Origin of the sequence: Dactylosporangium sp. NPDC006015, assembly GCF_040614215.1 — a bacterium.
Lineage (GTDB): Bacteria > Actinomycetota > Actinomycetes > Mycobacteriales > Micromonosporaceae > Dactylosporangium > Dactylosporangium maewongense.
Genome location: NZ_JBEXUD010000061.1, coordinates 37800 through 55570 on the forward strand (window position 1 = coordinate 37800; position 17771 = coordinate 55570).

General features: G+C 74.1%; 14 protein-coding genes. 11 read left to right on the forward strand and 3 right to left on the reverse strand.

Annotated features, from left to right (window positions below; translation table 11 throughout):
* Positions 1–40: 40 nt before the first annotated feature.
* On the reverse strand, positions 41–3148 hold the full coding sequence (locus ABZ321_RS52170; protein ID WP_354903862.1) for a BTAD domain-containing putative transcriptional regulator: 3108 nt from the start codon (positions 3146–3148) through the stop codon (positions 41–43).
* Between the two features lie 886 nt (positions 3149–4034).
* On the opposite strand from ABZ321_RS52170, the gene ABZ321_RS52175 reads away from it, so the two are divergent.
* A complete protein-coding gene (locus ABZ321_RS52175; protein WP_344508632.1) occupies positions 4035–4949 on the forward strand; it encodes a hypothetical protein in 915 nt (304 codons plus the stop codon).
* Positions 4950–4994: 45 nt separating this feature from the next.
* The gene (locus ABZ321_RS52180) at positions 4995–5828 is read left to right on the forward strand and encodes an AfsR/SARP family transcriptional regulator (protein WP_344508630.1); all 834 of its coding nucleotides are present in this window, start codon (positions 4995–4997) and stop codon (positions 5826–5828) included.
* A gap of 200 nt (positions 5829–6028) precedes the next feature.
* Here the strand turns inward: ABZ321_RS52180 and ABZ321_RS52185 are convergent, their stop codons facing one another.
* Complete coding sequence (locus ABZ321_RS52185) at positions 6029–6790, reverse strand: AraC family transcriptional regulator (protein ID WP_344508628.1); 762 nt, start codon at positions 6788–6790, stop codon at positions 6029–6031.
* Between the two features lie 336 nt (positions 6791–7126).
* Here ABZ321_RS52185 and ABZ321_RS52190 point away from each other — a divergent pair, with 336 nt between their 5' ends.
* From ABZ321_RS52190 to ABZ321_RS52200, 3 genes are all read left to right on the forward strand, one after another.
* Positions 7127–7942 (forward strand): TIGR03084 family metal-binding protein, encoded by an 816-nt coding sequence (locus ABZ321_RS52190; protein ID WP_344508626.1) that lies wholly within the window; start codon positions 7127–7129, stop codon positions 7940–7942.
* Positions 7943–8005: 63 nt separating this feature from the next.
* Complete coding sequence (gene aroF / locus ABZ321_RS52195) at positions 8006–9061, forward strand: 3-deoxy-7-phosphoheptulonate synthase (protein WP_344508624.1); 1056 nt, start codon at positions 8006–8008, stop codon at positions 9059–9061.
* Positions 9062–9097: 36 nt separating this feature from the next.
* Positions 9098–9751 (forward strand): MerR family transcriptional regulator, encoded by a 654-nt coding sequence (locus ABZ321_RS52200; RefSeq protein WP_354903864.1) that lies wholly within the window; start codon positions 9098–9100, stop codon positions 9749–9751.
* Positions 9752–9845: 94 nt separating this feature from the next.
* On the opposite strand, the gene ABZ321_RS52205 is transcribed toward ABZ321_RS52200, so the two are convergent.
* A complete protein-coding gene (locus ABZ321_RS52205; protein ID WP_344504448.1) occupies positions 9846–10715 on the reverse strand; it encodes an LLM class F420-dependent oxidoreductase in 870 nt (289 codons plus the stop codon).
* Between the two features lie 204 nt (positions 10716–10919).
* On the opposite strand from ABZ321_RS52205, the gene ABZ321_RS52210 reads away from it, so the two are divergent.
* The 6 genes from ABZ321_RS52210 to ABZ321_RS52235 are packed head-to-tail and all read left to right on the forward strand — an operon-like array spanning position 10920 to position 17760.
* A complete protein-coding gene (locus ABZ321_RS52210; protein WP_354903865.1) occupies positions 10920–13607 on the forward strand; it encodes a PEP/pyruvate-binding domain-containing protein in 2688 nt (895 codons plus the stop codon).
* Positions 13604–14497: a hypothetical protein gene (locus ABZ321_RS52215; protein ID WP_354903867.1), complete on the forward strand. Its 894-nt coding sequence runs from the start codon at positions 13604–13606 to the stop codon at positions 14495–14497. Before ABZ321_RS52210 ends, ABZ321_RS52215 begins: the two co-directional genes overlap by 4 nt.
* Entirely contained in the window at positions 14497–15126 is a 630-nt protein-coding gene (locus ABZ321_RS52220) for a hypothetical protein (protein ID WP_344504451.1), read from the forward strand. The genes ABZ321_RS52215 and ABZ321_RS52220 overlap by 1 nt, the downstream gene beginning before the upstream one ends.
* Positions 15120–15764: a DUF6182 family protein gene (locus ABZ321_RS52225; protein ID WP_354903869.1), complete on the forward strand. Its 645-nt coding sequence runs from the start codon at positions 15120–15122 to the stop codon at positions 15762–15764. The genes ABZ321_RS52220 and ABZ321_RS52225 overlap by 7 nt, the downstream gene beginning before the upstream one ends.
* Complete coding sequence (locus ABZ321_RS52230) at positions 15761–16639, forward strand: hypothetical protein (protein ID WP_344504453.1); 879 nt, start codon at positions 15761–15763, stop codon at positions 16637–16639. Before ABZ321_RS52225 ends, ABZ321_RS52230 begins: the two co-directional genes overlap by 4 nt.
* Positions 16636–17760 carry a hypothetical protein gene (locus tag ABZ321_RS52235; RefSeq protein ID WP_344504454.1) on the forward strand — a complete coding sequence of 375 codons (1125 nt, stop codon included), beginning with the start codon at positions 16636–16638 and terminating at the stop codon, positions 17758–17760. The genes ABZ321_RS52230 and ABZ321_RS52235 overlap by 4 nt, the downstream gene beginning before the upstream one ends.
* The last annotated feature ends 11 nt before the right edge of the window (positions 17761–17771 follow it).

The window sequence follows — 17771 nt, forward strand, 5'->3', positions numbered from 1 at the left end:
CACCGCCGGCCCGGCGCCCCGCAGCAGCGGCGGCGCCGGGTCAGCGCGTGATCTGCTCCGCCTCCAGGGCGGCCCGGGTCGTCTCCAGCTGCACCAGCAGGTAGGCGGCGTCGCGGGAGGTCACGTCGGTGAGCACCCCCTTGGCCTGCTCGATCTCGACCTGGGCGAGCTCGAACTCGCCCTGGTTGCGGTGCACCTCGGCGAGGAGGCTGAGTGTCTTGCCGTGCCACATCGCCGAGTCGAGCTCGTCGAGCAGGTGGGCGGCGTCGAGCAGGTGGGCGGCGGCGGCGGAGTAGGCACCCCTGGCGAGCACGATCTCGCCGAGTGCGTAGAGCGCCTTGGCCTCGACCATCCGCTCACCCAGTTCACGAGCAAGGGAGAGCGCGTGCTGCAGCGTCGTCTGCGCCTGGTCGAGGCGGCCCTCCTGGTGCCGCACGACGCCCAGCCCGTAGAGCGTGTAGCACTCGCCGATCCGGTCGCCGAGGTCACGCACGATGAGCAGGGCCCGGTGCAGCGACTGCCGGGCCAGCTCCACCTGGTCGGTGCGCAGGTACAGCTCGGCGAAGCGGTGCATCACCTGCGCCTCGCCCCGCAGGTGCCGGGCCGTGAGGCACAGCTCCAGCGCCCGGGTCAGGTGCTCGTGCGCCTGCACGGTGTCGCCCTCCTCGACCCAGTAGCCGGCGAGGCTCTGCAGCACGTGCGCCTCGCCGGTGGCGTCGCCGACGTGCTGCAGCAGCCGCCGCGCCTGCTGGAACTTGTCGAGCATCTCGGCGAACCGGCCCTGGTGCCGGTCGACGATGCCCGACTCGCGCAGCACCAGCGCGCAGCCGTGCACGTGGTTCCCGCCGCGGAAGATGCCCAGCGCGGTGTCGAAGCAGTGCCTCGCCTCGGCGAGCCGCTTCTGCACCATGTGCAGGCAGCCCAGCGAGTACAGCATGGCGGCCCGGCCGATCCGGTTGCCGGCCAGCTCGGCGGCGGCCAGGCCCAGCTCGGTGGTCTCCTGCCAGTCGCTGAAGTAGCCCTTCACCTCGAACAGGCCGGCCGAGGTGAGCGCGATGTCCCAGCACAGCTCGTCCAGCCCGGTCGCGGCCGCCTGGCGCACCGCGGCGACCAGGGCGCGGCGCTCGGTCTCCCACCACTCCAGGGGGCTGCCGATGATGTCGAGCTCGACGCCCTCGATCCGCCAGCGGGGTGCGGTGCCGTGCAGGATATTGAAGTCGCCGCCGTGGTCCTTGCGGTAGGCGTCCTCGGCGAGGCCGAGCCAGGCGCCGAGGACCCGGCACAGCGCGTCGTCGCGCTCCTGCGCCGGCTCCTGCTCGGCCAGCTTCTCCAGGGCGTAGGCGCGGATGAGGGTGTGGAAGCGGTACCGGATCCGCTCGCCCGGGTACTCGACGGTGTCCAGCAGCTGCGCGTCGACGAGCTGCTCCAGCACGTCCTCCGCCTCGCGCAGCGGGCTGTCGAGCAGCGCCGCGGCGGTCCAGCCGGGGAAGTCGGGCGCCTCGATCAGCGCGAACAGCCGGAACAGCCGCTGGCAGCGCGGGCTGAGCACGCGGTAGGTCAGCCCGATGGTGGAGCGCAGCTCGAGCCCGCGGTGGCTGAACTCGTCGAGGCGGTGCGCCTCGTCGTCGAGCCGGGCGACCACCGTCTCCAGCCGCCAGTGCCGCTTGAAGGCCAGCCGGGCGCCGGCGATGCGCAGCGCCAGCGGCAGGCCGTCGCAGAAGTCGATCAGCGCGAGCGCCGACTGCTCCTCGGCTTCGACCCTGATCGGCCCTATGATCTTGGAGAGCATCCGCATCGAGTTGGCGGTGTCGAACACGTCGACGTCCACGAGGTGCGCGCCGGGCAGCCCGGACAGGCGCATCCGGCTCGTCGCGATCACCGCGCAGGTCGGGCTGCCGGGCAGCAGTCGCTGCATCTGCTCCTCCGCGGACACGTCGTCGAGGACGACCAGCACCCGGCGGTGCGCGAGGCGGCTGCGGTACAGCTCGGCCCGCTCCTCGACGTCGTCGGGGATCGCGGAGCCGGGCACGCCGAGCGCCCGCAGGAAGCGGGTCAGCAGCGCCCCGGTCAGGTCCTCGTCGGCGGGGTGCTGGAGGTCGGCGTAGAGCAGCCCGTCGGGGAAGCGGTCGCTGAGCTCGTGGGCGACCCGCACCGCGAGGCACGACTTGCCGACGCCGCCCTTCCCGGCGAGGGCCACGATCGGCATGGCGTAGCGCGCGTCGCCCTGCCCGGGCGCGTCGGTGAGGATGCGGGTGATCTCGGCGATCTCGGCCTCGCGCCCGGTGAAGTCGGCGATGCTGCGCGGCAGCTGGTTGGGCACCAGCACGGTGAGCTCGGGTCCCACGCGCCGGGGTGCCGCCGGCGCGGTGCTCTGCTCGGCGGGCGGGGCGCCGGCGTGGGCCTCCAGCGCCGGGTCGCGGTTGAGGATGGCCCGCTCGAGGTGCTGCAGGGCGGCGCCCGGCTCGATCCCGAGCTCGTCGATGAGGGTGGCCCGGGCGCGGCGGCTCACCTCGAGGGCCTCGGCCTGCCGGCCGGACCGGTACAGCGCGAGCATGAGCAGCTCGTAGAGCCGTTCACGCAGCGGATGCTCGGCGACCAGGGTCGCGAGCGCGCCGCCGATCTCGTGGTGGCGGCCCAGCTCCAGGTCGAGACGGGCCAGCTCCTGGATCGCCGAGAGCCGGTCCTCCTCCAGCTGGGCGGCGCCGCGCTGCACCAGCGGGCTGTCCACATCGGACAGTGCATTGCCCCGCCAGAGCGCCAGCGCCTGCTGCAGCGCGGTCGAGGCCTCCGCCAGCCGGCCGGCGTCGGCGTGCTTGCGGGCCTCCTGCACCCGCACGGCGAACTCGGTGCGGTCCAGGTCGGCGTCGGGGATCTCCAGCATGTAGCCGCCCGGGCGGGTGCGGATCGTCGCCGTGCCGTTGGCGCCGGTGACGTGTTTGCGCAGCGCCGAGATGCAGATCTGGATCTGCGCGCGGGCGGTGGTCGGCTCGTCCTGCTCCCAGACGGCCTCGATGAGGGAGTTGACAGGTGTCACCCGGTTGGCGTTCAGCGCCAGCATCGCCAGCACCACCCGCAGGCGGGGGCCGCCGATGTTCACCACGTCACCGCCGCACACCAGCTCCAGCGGGCCGAGGATCCTGAACTTCATCCGGTTTCCCGATCGGCCGATGAAGACGACCTTCGCAACCGTGCCACCTGGCATGACCCCCCGTTCGATATGCTCTGTGCGGCCTGGTGCGCGTTCGTCGGGGTCGACGGCCGGGGCCGTCGCGGTGCTCCAGCATCGCATGCTGGCGCCACGGGCAGATCTTCCCGGCTTGCGCCGATCCGAAATGCAATTCGCCTACATCGATTGAAGCATATTTTGCGGGCGAGTTCTGGCAATCTTCGATCCGGACCGCGCGTTCCGCGTAATACGCTACTTGATGTCCCTTCGGTGGAATTCTGTATGGCTGTTCGGTGGATGGCTGATTCGCCGGTTCGGTGTAGTGAGGTATCGCCGGTTCGGCCGAGGTCCGGGCGCGCCGAAACGGCCCGGCCGCCGATGATCTCGGTCGGCCGGGCCGCTCGTGGCGGGTGCCGGGTTCGCTGGGCGGTCACTGGCCGATCGGGGGATCGGGTCCGGCCGTCGTGTCGACGCCTTCGTGGACCTGTCGTCGCGCGTGGTCGCCCGACCGTCACCTGCGAGTGCGGCGCCGCCACGGAGATGCCGCCCGCCGCGTCAGTGCCACGGCTCGAAGGCCGTGGCCACCGGTGCCGCGATCGTGTTGACCAGTGCGACCGCCGTGGCCGCAGCGAGGAAGAGCCTGCCGATGAACCTACGATTCGTGAACATTACATTTCCTCCCCATGTTCATTTCTTTTCAGCGCCGCCGTCGGCGTCTGGGAAGGAGTCCATCGGGTCGTGCATTCGGTGAAGCATCTATCGACAATCAATGGCCTTCTCGACCGTGATAGCGGATGGATGGCAGACGGAAAGCGAAATCGTGCAGGCTCGGTGCGCAAAATCACGGCACGCATGAGAAGCGGTGCACATGGCTGATCCGATCCTCCTGTTCACCGGCGAGGAGCTGCGGCGCGCCGGCGCGATGATGAACCCGCTGGACATCCTGGCGGAGGAGCTCGTCGCGCGCGGTGGTCCCGGCGCGGCCGCCTACCGGTGCACCCTGACGCCGTGGACGCCGGCGGACGCCGGTACCGACGCCGGCGACGTCACCGAGACGCTCGTGCTGTGCGAGCTGTCCGGCACCGGCGACCGCAGCCTCATGCCGGCGGAGATGCTCCGCCTGCTCGGCGCGGCGGCGCTGACCGCCCTGGCCGTGCGGGAGCTGCTGGGCCCGGGCCTCATCACCGCGTGCGTGCTCGGCTCCGGCCTCGCCGCCGAGGTGCAGCTGGCGACCAACGCCCAGCACGCGCCCGACATCAGCCACGTCGCCGTCTGGCCGGGCGGCACCGCCGAGGCGGCCCCGCTCGACCCGCGCGTGCTCGACCAGCTCGAGCTCGCCGGTGCGAGGCTGACCTCGACGGCGAGCGTCGGGCAGGCGCTGTTCGGCGCCAACCTGGTGATCGTCACCGAGGACGTGGGTGACGCCCCGGCCGGCACGCACCTGGCCAAGGGTGCCCTGGTCGTCAACGCGGCAGGCACCGAGCTGCCGGCCGGCTTCGCCGACGGCGCCCAGGTCCACCTCGTCGACGACGCCCGCCTGCTCACGGGCGTCCCGGACCCGCAGATGTACCTCGACCTCGGCGCCACGGCGGCGGGCGGGCACGACGCCCGCCCGGTGGACGCCGATCTCGGCCAGGTCCTCACCGGCCTGCACCGTGGCCGGCCGCATCTCGACGCGATCGTCGTCGTCGAGCTGCTCAGCGCCGGCCTGCTGATCCTGCCGCTGGCGGGGCGGCTGCACCAACTCGCGCGCCGGCTCGGCCTCGGCCGGCCGGTCGGATGAGAGGACCGTCATGCCCGGCACCACCACACGAGGGAAGAAGTAGCCATGCGAGTCGACATCAAGGTCCTCGGTCCGCTGGAGGTCTCGGTCGCCGGCGCCTCCGTGGTGCCGACGGCCAACAAACCCAGCCAGTTACTGGCCATGCTGGCCCTCAACGCGGGGCACGTGGTCACCATCTCCACGCTGCTGGAGGAGATCTGGGGCAGCTGTCCGCCGCGCAGCGCGGTACCGACGCTGCATACCTACGTGCTCCAGCTGCGAAAAAAGATCCAGCAGGCCCTCGAAGCCGGCGGGCACCGCTCGCCGCGCGACGTGCTCATCACCCGCCGGTGCGGCTACGTGCTGGACGTCGCGCCTGACGACGTGGACGCCACCCGCTACCTGGAGCTGTCGGCGCAGGGGCACGAGGCGGCCGACCGCGAGGACCACCAGGAGGCCGCGGCCAAGCTCGCCGCCGCCCTGCGGCTGTGGCGCGGGCAGGCGTTCGCCGACATCGCCGCCGGCTCGCAGCTGCGGCTCGAGACGACGCGCCTGGAGGAGATCCGCCTCAGCGACCTGGACCTGCGAATCGAGACGGACCTGCGGCTCGGCCGGCACCACCAGCTGATCGGCGAGCTGGCCACGCTGTGCGCGCGCTACCCGCTGCACGAGCACTTCTACTCCCTCTACATGCTGGCCCTGTACCGGGCCGGCCGGCAGGGCCAGGCACTGGAGGCCTACCAGCGGGTGCGGACCCTGACGGTGGCCAACCTGGGGGTGGACCCCTCGCCGCCGCTGCGTCGCCTCCAGCGGGCGATCCTGCGCGGCGACCCGGCGGTCGAGGACCCGAACTTCACCACGTCGTCCGCCTGGCAGCAGCCGACCACCCTCGCCGGCTGAGCGTCGCGCCGGCACGACCCCGCAGACCGCCGCCCCACGCCGCACGGCGGGGCGGCCGTGTGCGTGTCCACGGCTGTTCTCGACGGTGTCCTTACGGGCGCGCACGACACACGGCCGGGGGGTCGAGCCCACCCGGCCGCGCGACGTGCGCGCCCGTCGCGGATCGAGGTCCGGACGGGCGCGCATTGGGGAAGCCATCCTCATGCGGCCGCCGGCATGACCACATCGGCGTTCAGCGGCAGGTGCTGGACGTTCAGCGCCCGCGAGTTGAGCGGGGCGGTGAGGATCGGCGGGTCGAAGACCGACCTGGGGCGCAGGCACAGGTTCGCCAGCAGCCGGTCGCCGTCGTGGTGCACGACGATCGGGCCCTCGATGCCGACCAGCATCGGCGACCCGCCCACCGGCTCCGAGTGGGCCATCATGTGCCAGGTGCCGGCGGGCACGTGCTCCATGACGAACCGGCCGGGGCCGCGCCGGGTCGCGCACCGCGTCGGGCGGCCCTGCGGGATCCGGTCCGGGAACAGGCCGATGAAGAGGACGCCGATCTCGCGGTCGCCGGCCGGCATCACCTGACCGTGGATGGTGGCGCCGCCCGGGCGGTCGTAGGGGGAGCGCGGCGAGCGGACGTCCCGGCCGCCGAGGCGGCGGTACTCCGTCGGCGACACCCCGACGCTGCTCTTGAAGCGTGAGCTGAACGTGCCGATGCTGTTGTAGCCGACCCGGTGGCTGATGTCGGCGACCGTCCACGGCGTCGACACGAGGAGCTTCTTCGCCTCCTCCAGCCGCAGCGCCGACAGGAAGCGGCCCGGGGACACCCCGGTGACGCGCTGGAACACCCGCGTGAAGTGGAACTTGCTGAACATCGCACTCGCGGCCATGTCGTCGATCGTGAGTGGCTCGCCCAGATTGGCCACCATCACGTCGATCGCTCGCCCGACGGCCCGTTCCGAAACACTGTCCATGGCTCTCTCCATTCGGCGGTGGTTCGCAACGACCGAACGTGTGCTGCGTTCTGTGACCGTATGACTGCCGGATCGGCACCGGCAACGTCCGGCAAGCGGCGCTCGAAAGGCCCCACAGGCTGCGAATACGCAGAGTCCAGCGACGCTCCAGCGAGACTTCAGCGGGGCTCCAGCAGCGGTGCGGCGGCAGGCGCGCTGGCAGGCCCGCGAACCGGCCCGTGGAACGGCACGGTCGCCACACGGCACAGGCGGAGAAGACACGGCGCCCCGCCCGCCGCAGGCTTGATTCGTCCATCCGACCCGCTCCCGCGTACCCACTCGACCGGAGGCTGAACCGTGACCGCACAGGACGTGATCGCCGACCTCACCGCCGACGCCGAGGCCGTCGACCGCATGGTCGCCGACCTCGACGAGTCCCAGTGGACACTGCCGACTCCCGCCGAAGGCTGGACCGTGGCCCACCAGGTCGGCCACCTCGCATTCGTCTTCCGCATCGCGGGCCTGGCGGCCGGCACCCCGGAGGCGTTCACCGCGCTGACCCAGCGGATCGGCACCGGCTTCGGCGCCTTCGACAAGGCCGTCAACGCCGCGCTGGAGGAGTACCTCGTGCTGCCCCGCGAGGCGCTGGTCGCCCGCTGGCGGGCCGAGCGTGACGCCGGCACCGCCGCGCTCGCCGGCGTCGCCGACGGCACCCTCGTGCCGTGGCTCGTCCGGCCCATCCCCGCCCCCGTGCTGTGCGCGGCCGGCATGACCGAGCTCTTCGCCCACGGCCAGGACATCGCCGACGGGCTCGGGGTCCAGCGGCAGCACACCGACCGCCTCAAGCGGGTCGTCGGCTTCGTCGTGCACACCTGGGAGTTCGGCTACCAGTCCAACGACATGACCCCGCCGGCCGGGCAGTTCCGCTTCGAGGTCACCGCGCCCTCCGGCGCCCAGTGGGTGTTCGGGCCGGACGACGCGACCCAGACGATCACCGGCCCCGCCGTCGACCTGTGCCTCCTCGCGACCCGCCGCCGGCACCACGCCGACCTCGACCTCGTCGCCACCGGCGCCGACGCGCAGGCGTGGCTCGAGGTAGCCCAGGCCTACCGCGGCCCGGCCGGCAAGGGCCGCGCGCCCGGACAGTTCGCGAAGCCCCACCAGCTCGCCTGACGACCCGCCCGCACCGCCGGGCGCCGTGCCCGGCGGTGCGCGCCGACGAGAGGAATGTCGCTGATGGTCATCGTGATGTCCCCGGACGCGACCGCCGACGACGTGGACGCCGTCGTCGCGGCCGTCGAGTCGGCGGGCGGCGAAGCGAGCGTGGGCCGCCTCAGCGTCGCCGGTGGGTCCGGGCGGACCTTCATCGGCGTCACCGGCGACCTGGCGCTCATCGACGCGCTCCGCATCGACGAGATGCGCGGGGTCGGCCGGGTCCGGCGGGTCTCCACCTCCTACAAGCTGGTCAGCCGCGAACACCGCACGGAACGCTCCACCGTCGAGGTCGGCGGCGTGACGATCGGCCCCGGCACGTTCACCCTCATCGCCGGCCCCTGCGCCGTCGAGTCGGCGGCGCAGACGACCGAGGCGGCGCAGATCGCCCGGTCGGCCGGCGCGACCATGCTGCGCGGCGGGGCCTTCAAGCCGCGCACGTCGCCGTACGCCTTCCAGGGCCTCGGCGAGGCGGGCCTGAAGATCCTCGCCGACGTCCGCGACCGCACCGGGCTTCCGGTCGTCACCGAGGTGCTGAGCGTCCGCGACGTCGAGCTGGTCGCCAGCTACGCCGACATGCTGCAGATCGGCACGCGCAGCATGCAGAACTTCCCGCTGCTGCAGGCGGTCGGTGCGGCCGGCCGGCCGGTGCTGCTCAAGCGCGGCATGATGAACACGATCGAGGAGTGGCTGATGGCCGCGGAGTACATCGCGCGCGCCGGCACCCTCGACATCGTGCTGTGCGAGCGCGGGATCCGGACCTTCGAGCCGGCGACCAGGAACACCCTCGACATCGCCGCGGTCCCGCTGGCGCAGCACCTGTCGCACCTGCCGGTCATCGTCGACCCGTCGCACTCCGGCGGCCGCCGCGACCTGGTCGCGCCGCTGAGCCGCGCCGCGGTGGCGGCCGGCGCCGACGGCGTCATCATCGACGTGCACCCGCGCCCCGAGCAGGCCCGCTGCGACGGGGGCCAGGCCCTGACCGGTCCCGAGCTGCTGCCGCTCGCCCGGCAGCTCGACGACCTCACCACCGTGCTGGGCCGCACCACAGCCGCCCCGCGCTACCGGCTCGCCGGCTGACCACCGCTACGGATGAGGAAGCCCATGCCCAGTGCGATGCGCATCTCCGAACTCAGCCGTCGCAGCGGTGTCCCGGTGCCGACGATCAAGTTCTACCTGCGGGAGCGCCTGCTGCCGCCGGGCACCCCCACCGCGCGCAACCAGGCCGTGTACGGCCACGCGCACCTGGCCCGGCTCCGGCTGATCCGGGTGCTGACCGGCATGGGCCAGCTCAGCATCGCCGCGGCCGGTGAGGTGCTGCAGGCCCTCGACAACCCGGCGGTCCCCACCGCGGAGCTCTACGGCGTCCTCGGCCGGGCGCGCGGCGTCCGGCCGCCGGCGACCGAGACGCCGACGCCCGCGACCGCGCCCGCCGAGGTCGACGCGCTGCTGGACCGCTGCGGCTGGCAGGTCAAGCCGGACGGGCCCGAGCGTGAACTGCTCGCCCACGCCGTCGCCCTGCTCGACGGCGCCGACCTGGCCGTGCTGGCCGACACCGCCGAGCGGCTGGTCGCCCGGCAGCTCGAGCTGCTGCCGGCCGAGCCGGGCCGGGCGACGCTGATGGCCCGCCTGGTGACCCTCGACGCGGCATTCGACGCCCTGCGCCGCCTCGCCGTCGAGCACCACCTCTCCACCCGCGCCGAGCGGGCCACACCGCGGGAACCGGCGCCGGTGCCAGTGCCTGCCCCGGCACCGTCCGCGGCCGCGTAGCGGCCGGTCTGCCTCCGCGCCCCGGCAGTGCACCCGTTTCGGCGCAGGGCCGCCCCGGCCCGCCAGTCAGCGTTGGGCCGGGGCGGGCATCCGTTCAGTGCAGGGCCGCGGCGGCGGGGACGAGCTCGCGCCCCAGCAGCGCCAGGCGCTCGGTCTGCCACATCCGGGGCAGCCAGCAGTGCGCCTCGGCGAAGCCGAGCGCGGCGAAGCCCTCCAGCTGGGCACGCAGCGCGTCGATGTGCTCGCCGCGGTCGCCTGGGTCCAGCTGGACCAGGACGGTCTTCTCGATGTCGTCGTAGTCGCGGCCCTCGGCGGCGCAGTGCCCGCGCAGCACGTCGAGCTTGTGCGCCAGGTCGGTGCCGGCGAACAGGTTGCACGCCTGGGCGTGCCGGGCGACCAGGCGCAGGGTGCGGCGCTCACCGCCGCCGCCGATGAGGATCGGCGGGCGGCGCAGCGGCTGCGGCGCGTTCAGCGTGCGCGCGAGCGTGTAGTGGCGGCCCTCGAACGGCGCCTCGGAGCCGCTCCACATCTGCCGGCAGATCCGCAGGGTCTCGTCGAGCCGCTCGAAGCGCTCGCCCAGCGGCGGGAACGGCAGCCCGAGCCCGGCCGCCTCCTCACCGTTCCAGGCGGCGCCGATGCCGAGCCACGCGCGGCCCTTCGACAGCACGTCCAGGGTGCTGACGAGCTTCGCGAGCATGCCCGGGTGCCGGTACGTGACCGCGCTGACCCAGGCGAGAAGCTCCACAGTGGACGTTCGCGCGGCGATGAACCCCAGCGTCGTGTAGGCCTCCAGCATGTCGTGGTGCACGGGCCCGACGGCCGGGATCTGCCACACGTGGTCCATGACGCTGACCCGGGCGAAGCCGGCCTCCTCGGCGGCGACGACGATGCGGGTGAGGTCGTCGGCGAGACCCGCGGGACCGGCCGGATAGGTGAAGTCCGCGATGTGCAGGCCAATCTTCATGCCGCCGAACCTACGGCGCGCCGTCGCGGCGGCGGAAGTGCACGGAGGTCGATTGAGCACTGCACGAGAAGTTGCCGCACGGCCCCTCGTGATTGACTTTCCTCATCGCGTTCACGTCGCGTTCATCCGCAGATTCCCGCCGCAGAACCGCGGCGCACGCGTGATCTGCCGGCACCAGCACACAGCGACTTCGGGGGGATCGCCTTGGACAACCATGACCTGGCCCAGCTCGACTGGCTCGCCGAGGACGCCGCCACGCTCGCGGACCCCGCGCTGTGCGGCAACAAGTTCGCCCGGCAGGCCGAGCTCGCGGCCGCGGGGTTCACCATCCCGCCGCTGCTGTGCGTGCCGGCCCCGGTGTTCGACGCCGTCGTCGGGCCGGTGCTGGCCGCCGCCGGTGAGGCCGCCGGCACCGGCGGCGCGACCGTCGACCGGGCGCGGGAGCTGCGCGAGACCGTCCGCCGCGCCGGCGTCCCGGACACGCTGCGCCGGCTGCTGGACGAGCGCTTCGACACGATCGCCGGCCCCGGCGGGCTGGTCGCGGTCCGCGCCTGCGTGGTGCCCGCGGCCGGCGGCGTCGGGGAGGACTCGGCCGCCGACCCGTTCGCCGGTCTCAGCGACAGCTTCCTGTACGTGCGCCGCGCCGACGTCGCCGACCGGGTCGCGGACTGCTGGGCGTCGGCGTTCAACCCCGAGGCGGTGCTCTACCGGCTGCACAAGGGCATGGACCCGCTCGCCGCCCGGGTGGCGGTCGGCGTGCAGCGCATGGTGCTCGGCGAGCGGTCGTTCGTCGCGTTCACCCGCGACCCGCGCGACGGCGCCGACCGGTGCGTCATCGCCGCCGCGTACGGCATCGGCGAGGGCGTCGTGCAGGAGAAGGCCGACGTCGACCACTTCTTCGTCGACCGCGGCACCCGCGCGGTCGAGGCGCGGGTCGAGACGAAGACCCGCGCCGTCGGGCGCGACCCGCTGCGCCCGGAGGCCGGCGTCGTGGACATCCCCGTCGACCCGGACCGCGCGGCGCTGCCGGTGCTCGGCGACGCCGAGGTGCTCGACCTGGCCGCGCTGGCGCTGCGGGTCGAGGCGCACTTCGGCGGCCCGCAGGACATCGAGGGCACCATCACCGCCGACGGGCGGGTCCACCTCGTCCAGGCCCGGCCGGTGGTGAGCGCCGCGGCGGCGCCGACCCTGCTGTGGGACAACAACAACGCGACCGAGACGTTCCCCGGCGTCAGCTGCGCGCTGACCTACTCGATGGGCCGGGCGCTCATCGAGGCCGGGTTCACCGACCTGTACCGCAGGATGGGCGTGCCCGCCGAGACGCTGCGCGCGCACCGGCCGCTGCTGGGGCAGATGATCGGGTACCTCGACGGGCACATCTACTACGCCATCGACAACTGGTACCGGCTGCACCGCATGATGCGCTGCTTCCGCCCGCTCTTCCCGACGTGGGAGCAGGGCCTCGGGCTGGCCGGGCGGGACCCGGGGCGCCGTCGCGTGGGCCCGGTGACGAAGGCGCTGAGCCTGGCCGAGATCGGCTGGCGGCTGGCCGGCCACCCGCGCCGCATCCGGGAGTTCCTGGGCTGGTGGGACGAGCGGCACGCGAACCTGGACGTGGCCCGGATGAGCCCGTCGGAGGTGCTGGCCGCCTACCGGGCACTGTGGACGGAGGTCGGCGAGCGCTGGGGCCTGACCCTGATCAACGGGCTGGCGCTCTTCGCGTCCACGTGGGCGGCGAACGGCGCGCTGCGCCGGTGGGCGCCGGACGCGGACCGCAGCGTCCTCAACGGCATGCTCAGCGGCGGCGCCGTCAACCGCTCCGCGCTCGCCGTGCACTCGCTGGTCGCGATCGCCGAGCACGTGGCGGACGTGCCGCCGCTGCGGGACGCGCTGCTGGCGGCGGGGGACGACACCGAGCGGCTCTGGGCGCGGCTGAGCGGCGGCGCCTACGGCGACACCGTCGCGGTCCTGCTGCGCGAGCACGTCGAACGCTACGGCGACCGCGCCATCCAGGACAACAAGCTCGAGTCTCTGACGCCCCGGCAGGCGCCGTGGACGGTGCTGCCGGCCGTCCGGGCATACCTGCGCCAGGGCCGGACCGTCGCCGCCAGTGTCGCCACGGGGGAGCGGGTGCGCGCCGAGGCGTGGCAGGAGCTGCGCCGGCACTGCCGCAACCCGGTCAAGCGGGCCGTGCTGCGGTTCCTGTTCGACGCCATGCGCACGTTCCTGCGCAACCGGGAGGACACCAGGTTCTGCCGCAGCCAGCTCATCGGCGACCTGCGGGCGCTGCTGCTGCGCCAGGGCGAGCACCTGGTCGCCGCGGGCCGCCTCGACCGGCCCCGCGACGTGCTCGACCTGACCGTCGAGGAGGTCCTCGGCGCGTTCGACGGCACCGTGGCCGGCGCCGACCTGCGCGGGCTCGCGGCGGTCCGGGCGGCGGAGCGGGTGCGGTGGACGGCCGAGGACCGGCAGCTGCCGGCCCGGCTGGAGACCGTCGCGGACCGGCCGTTGACGCTCGCCCTCACCGACGTCGCGCCGCCGGCGTCCGATGTGGACGACAGCAACGTGCTGACCGGCCTGGCGTCCAGCGCCGGCACCGTCTGCGGCCGGGCCATGGTCGTGCTCGACCCGTCGGTCACCGCGGAGCAGACCGGCGACCGCATCCTCGTCGCCCGCGAGACCGACCCGGGCTGGCTGTTCCTGATGATGTCGGCGAAGGCGCTCGTCGTCGAGCGTGGCACCCTGCTGTCGCACACGGCCGTCACCGGGCGGCTGCTGGGCATCCCGACCGTCGTGGCCGTCGCCGGTGCCACCACCCGCATCCCCGACGGGGCGCTGCTGGAGGTCGACGGCGCCGCCGGCGTCGTGCGGATCCTGGACGGCACGCCGTGATCGGCCGGTGGGGCCGCTACGTCGCGGCCGCCTACCGCCCGTCGGTGCAGCTGCCGTACACGCTGTCGTGGGCGCTCGGCCTGACCGCCCTGTTCGCCTGCCTGAGCGCGCCGGTGAGCGTGTGGCGGCCCGACCGGGAGCTGGCCGTCACCAGCGTGACGCTGGTCGTCACGATGCTGCTGATCCGGGCGCTGGACGACATCCGCGACGCCGACTACGACCGCCGGGTCAACCCGGGTCGCCCGCTGCCCAGCGGCCTCGTCGCGGAGCGGGACCTGGTGCTGCTCGTCGCCGCCGGCAGCGTGGCCCTGCTCGCGCTGAACGCCGGCCGGGGCGCCGCGCTGGCGGTCCTCGCCGGGCAGATGGCCTACACGACGCTCGTCGTGACGCTCGAACGGCGGGCCGGGTGGCCGCGGCGCGGGCAGCTCGTCCTGCAGCTCGCGGTGAACCTGCCGATCCTTTCGATGCTCAGCCTGTACGTGTACGTGGGCTTCCTGCGCGCCGAAGGCGTGCGGGCCGACGGGTCCGGGCCGGTCGTGATCCTGGCGGTGACCGTCGCGGCGCTGTGCATGGAGCTGGGGCGCAAGGCGACCCGGGCGCCCAGCGGCGGCGAACGCAGCTACGTCACCGTTCTCGGCCCCGACGGCACGTCCCTCGCCGCGTTCGGGGCCGCCCTCGCCGCGACCGTCATCGTGCTCGTGGCGCTGCGGCCGTGGCATGGCGACGGGTGGGGCTGGCTGATCCTCGCCCCGCTGCTGCTGCCGGGGCTCGCCGCGGCCCGGTTCGCCGCCGGCGCGACCCGCTGGCCGCTGCTGCCGACGCTGGCCTACGTGCCGGCGATGTACACCAGTTTCCTGCTTGTCGGCTGGCTCACGAAAGGGCACCTCTGATGACGGACTTCTGGGTGCTGCTCGGCCCCGACTTCGCCGGCAAGTCCTCGGCCCTCGCCCGGGTGCGCGACGAGGTCGGCTGGCAGGTCGTGTCGCACGACGACGCCTTCCTCGACGCGCATCCCCTGGTACGGACGCTGCGCGGCTGCTGGGTCGACGAGGCGCTGCGCCACGCCGGCACCCGGTACTCCGCCGAGCTGGTCCTGACGGTGCTGCACGCCGTGATCCTGCACCAGCGCGACGAGCTGCTGCGCCGCGCCGGGACGGCGGGCCCGGTCGTGATGGACTCGTACTACTACAAGGTGCTCGCCGCGTGCACGCTGCTGGGCGTCACGCACGAGCCGACGTTCGCCGCGTGGCGGGCCATGCCGCAGCCGGCCGGCGTGGTCTACCTCGACGTCCCGCCCGAGGTCACCTGGCAGCGGTCCGGGGAGGGCGCGCGGGCCACGGCGTTCGAGCACTACGGCCCGGCCGCCACCCGCGACGGGTTCGTCCGCATGCAGCGCGACCTGCGCACCGCCATGCTGGCCGAGATCCGCGACCTGCCGGTCACCGTGCTCGACGCGACCGCCGGCCCCGACGCCGTCCTCGCCAAGGTGGCCGCCGCGATCGGGGCGCCGCGATGCTGACCGGCGCCCCGCGCGGGGTCGCGCTACCGGACCCGCAGCCGGAATTACTGGCGGACCTGCTGGCCGCACGGGTCAACTGGGTCACCGGCGGCGCGACGGCGGAGCCCGCCGACACGACGGTGCTGGTGGTGCTGCGCGAGCTCGACCCGCCCGGCCTGGCCGACGGCGCGGCCCGCTTCGCCGGCGGGCTCGGCACGGCGGAGGCGGACCGGTGGCGGCGCTCCTGGACGCGGGCGGTGTTCCTGTTCGGCGACCCGGTGAACCTGCGCCCCGGCGACGTGCGCCGCAGCGTCGGCGGCGCCGCCTGGCTCGGGCCCTTCACCGGCGAGCACCGGCCGGGGCCGGTCCGGCTGCTCAGGCCCGTCACCGGCCGGCTGCCGAAACTGCCCGACGGGACCAACGGCCGTCCACTGTGGATCGCCACCGCCGGTCTGTCCCTTGTGGACTACCTGGTGCACCTGCACCACACGGTCGCCGAGGCGGTGCTGCTGGACCGGCTCGACCCGGACGAGCCACTGCGGCTGCTGCACCGGCCCGACCTGGACCCGGCCGGCCTCGGTGCCGCCGCGTACGCGCGCGTGCTGCCCGGCCCGGGCGGGGCGCTGCGGCCGTACACCTGGCTGAGTGAGACCTCATGACGAGCGGAGGCACCACCGTGGACGTCACCAACTTCACCGACGCCGACCTGGCCCGGCTCGCGCTCTCCACGCGGCTGCGGGACCTCGCCGAGGAGTTCCGCGTCGCCGTCGCCGCGCCGGACCCCGACGTCCCGCAACGGCTGTGGGCGCTGCTCTCCGGTGAGCTGCCGCTGCTGCGCGACGCCATCGTCCACCACGTCCGCGCCGGCGGCGGCTCGTGGGAGGACGTCGCCCGGCTGGAGGGCGTCGACGCCGAGCAGGCCCGCGGGCGCTGGGAGGCGGTGCAGGCGCAGCGGGTCGCGGACCCGGCCGGCGCCGCCGCGGCCCTGGACGACTGGTACATGCGGCACGCGCAGCTGGAGCCGCTCGCCCAGTTCCGCGACCCGTTCAGCCGGCTGCTGAGCCACCACGCGCCGATCCCGCACGAGTGCCTCATCTGCGTCAAGTACAAGGGCGGCACCCTCCCGGCGTACGGCGGCACGACCGCGCCGCCGGGCGGCTACCTCGTCGCCGACGGCATGTTCCGCGTCGGGCACGGCCCCACCGCCTACTGGCCCGCCGGCACGCTGCTCATCGAGTCCTACCGGCACTTCCTGGACTTCGCGGAGATGGACGACGCGGAGGCGGCCGCGATCGGCCCGCTCATCCGCCGGTTCGTCGGGCCGCTGAAGGAGGCGACCGGCGCGCCGCGGGTCCACGTGTTCTCCTGCATGGAGGGCGCCGAGCACTTCCACACGTGGCTGGTGCCGCGGGTCGGTGACGTGCCCAGCGGCCGCGGCTTCATCGCCAGCCCCGGATACTGCACGGTGCCGGAGGCCGAGGCGACGATCGCCCGCCTGCGGGCCGCGCTCGCCGACCGCGGGGATGTCCGGTGACCGGGCGGGTGCTGGTGGCGCCGGTGACCGCCAGCCCGACGAAGCCGCTCACCCCGTCGCACCTGAAGCTGCTGCTCTCCGCGGACGTGCTGCACCGGGCGACGTCGGCGTTCACGGACGTCACGCTGCTCTACCACCCCCTCGCGCACGCCGGCAGCCGGCAGGTCGCCGGTTTCTGGGAGTACCTGGACCGCCGGTACCCGGACGTCGCGTTCGACGCGCTCGGCGAGGCCGGGATCGGTGAGCTGTACGTGCAGTTCCAGCGCTCGCCCCGGGCGCCGGCCGCGGCCATCGCGCCGTACGTGCGCCGCGCCGCCGGCGGCTGGGCGCACCCGGCGAGCCTGCGGGTGCTGGAGATCTGGCGGCGGCACTACCGCGACCTCGGCATGACCGACGCCGGCCTGGCCGACCTCCGGCCGCCCGTGCTGCCGGTCGGCGACCTCGTGCGCCTGCTGACGCGGCATCACGTCTGCGTCGACGGCCGGCCGTTCGGCGCGCCGGTGTTCCTCGACGCGACCGCCGCCGGCCTGCCGCTGCGCACCGCCGTCACCGCCGACGGGCACGCCAACTACCTGATGTCGACGCTCGGCGAGCTGGTGCCGCGGCTGCCCGGCCACGACCACGTGGTCCTGCTGCACGACGTGGAGCTGCGCACCGACTACCGCATCATCGCCCACGTGCTGGGCGTGCTCGGGGCGCGGGTGACCCGCCTGGAGTTCCCGCGCGTCCCGATCGGCGGGATCGCCCGGGCGGCCCGGCACGGCGACTGGCGCGGGTACACCCTCGACGACTACGCCGGGCCGCTGCGGGCCGAGCACGGCGCCGCCGCGGTCGCGCTCGGGCTGCGCTGCTACCTCGTGGCCGGGCTGAGCCGGACCACGCCGGACTCGTTCTCGCGGCGGCACCTGCACCGCTGGGTGCGGCGGGCCGGCCGGCTGCTCGACGAGCTCGGCGGCCCGCCACCGGTCGCGGGCGAGGTCGCCGCCGCGGCCCGGCGGCTGGCCGGCCCGGCGCCGTACGCCGACCCGCACCGGTGCCTCACCACCCTGTTCGCCCGCGATCCGGTGAGCCCGGCCGCCGCTGTGCTCGCGGCCGTGGTCGGCGACCCGGTCCTGGTCTGAGGAGAGGAGCT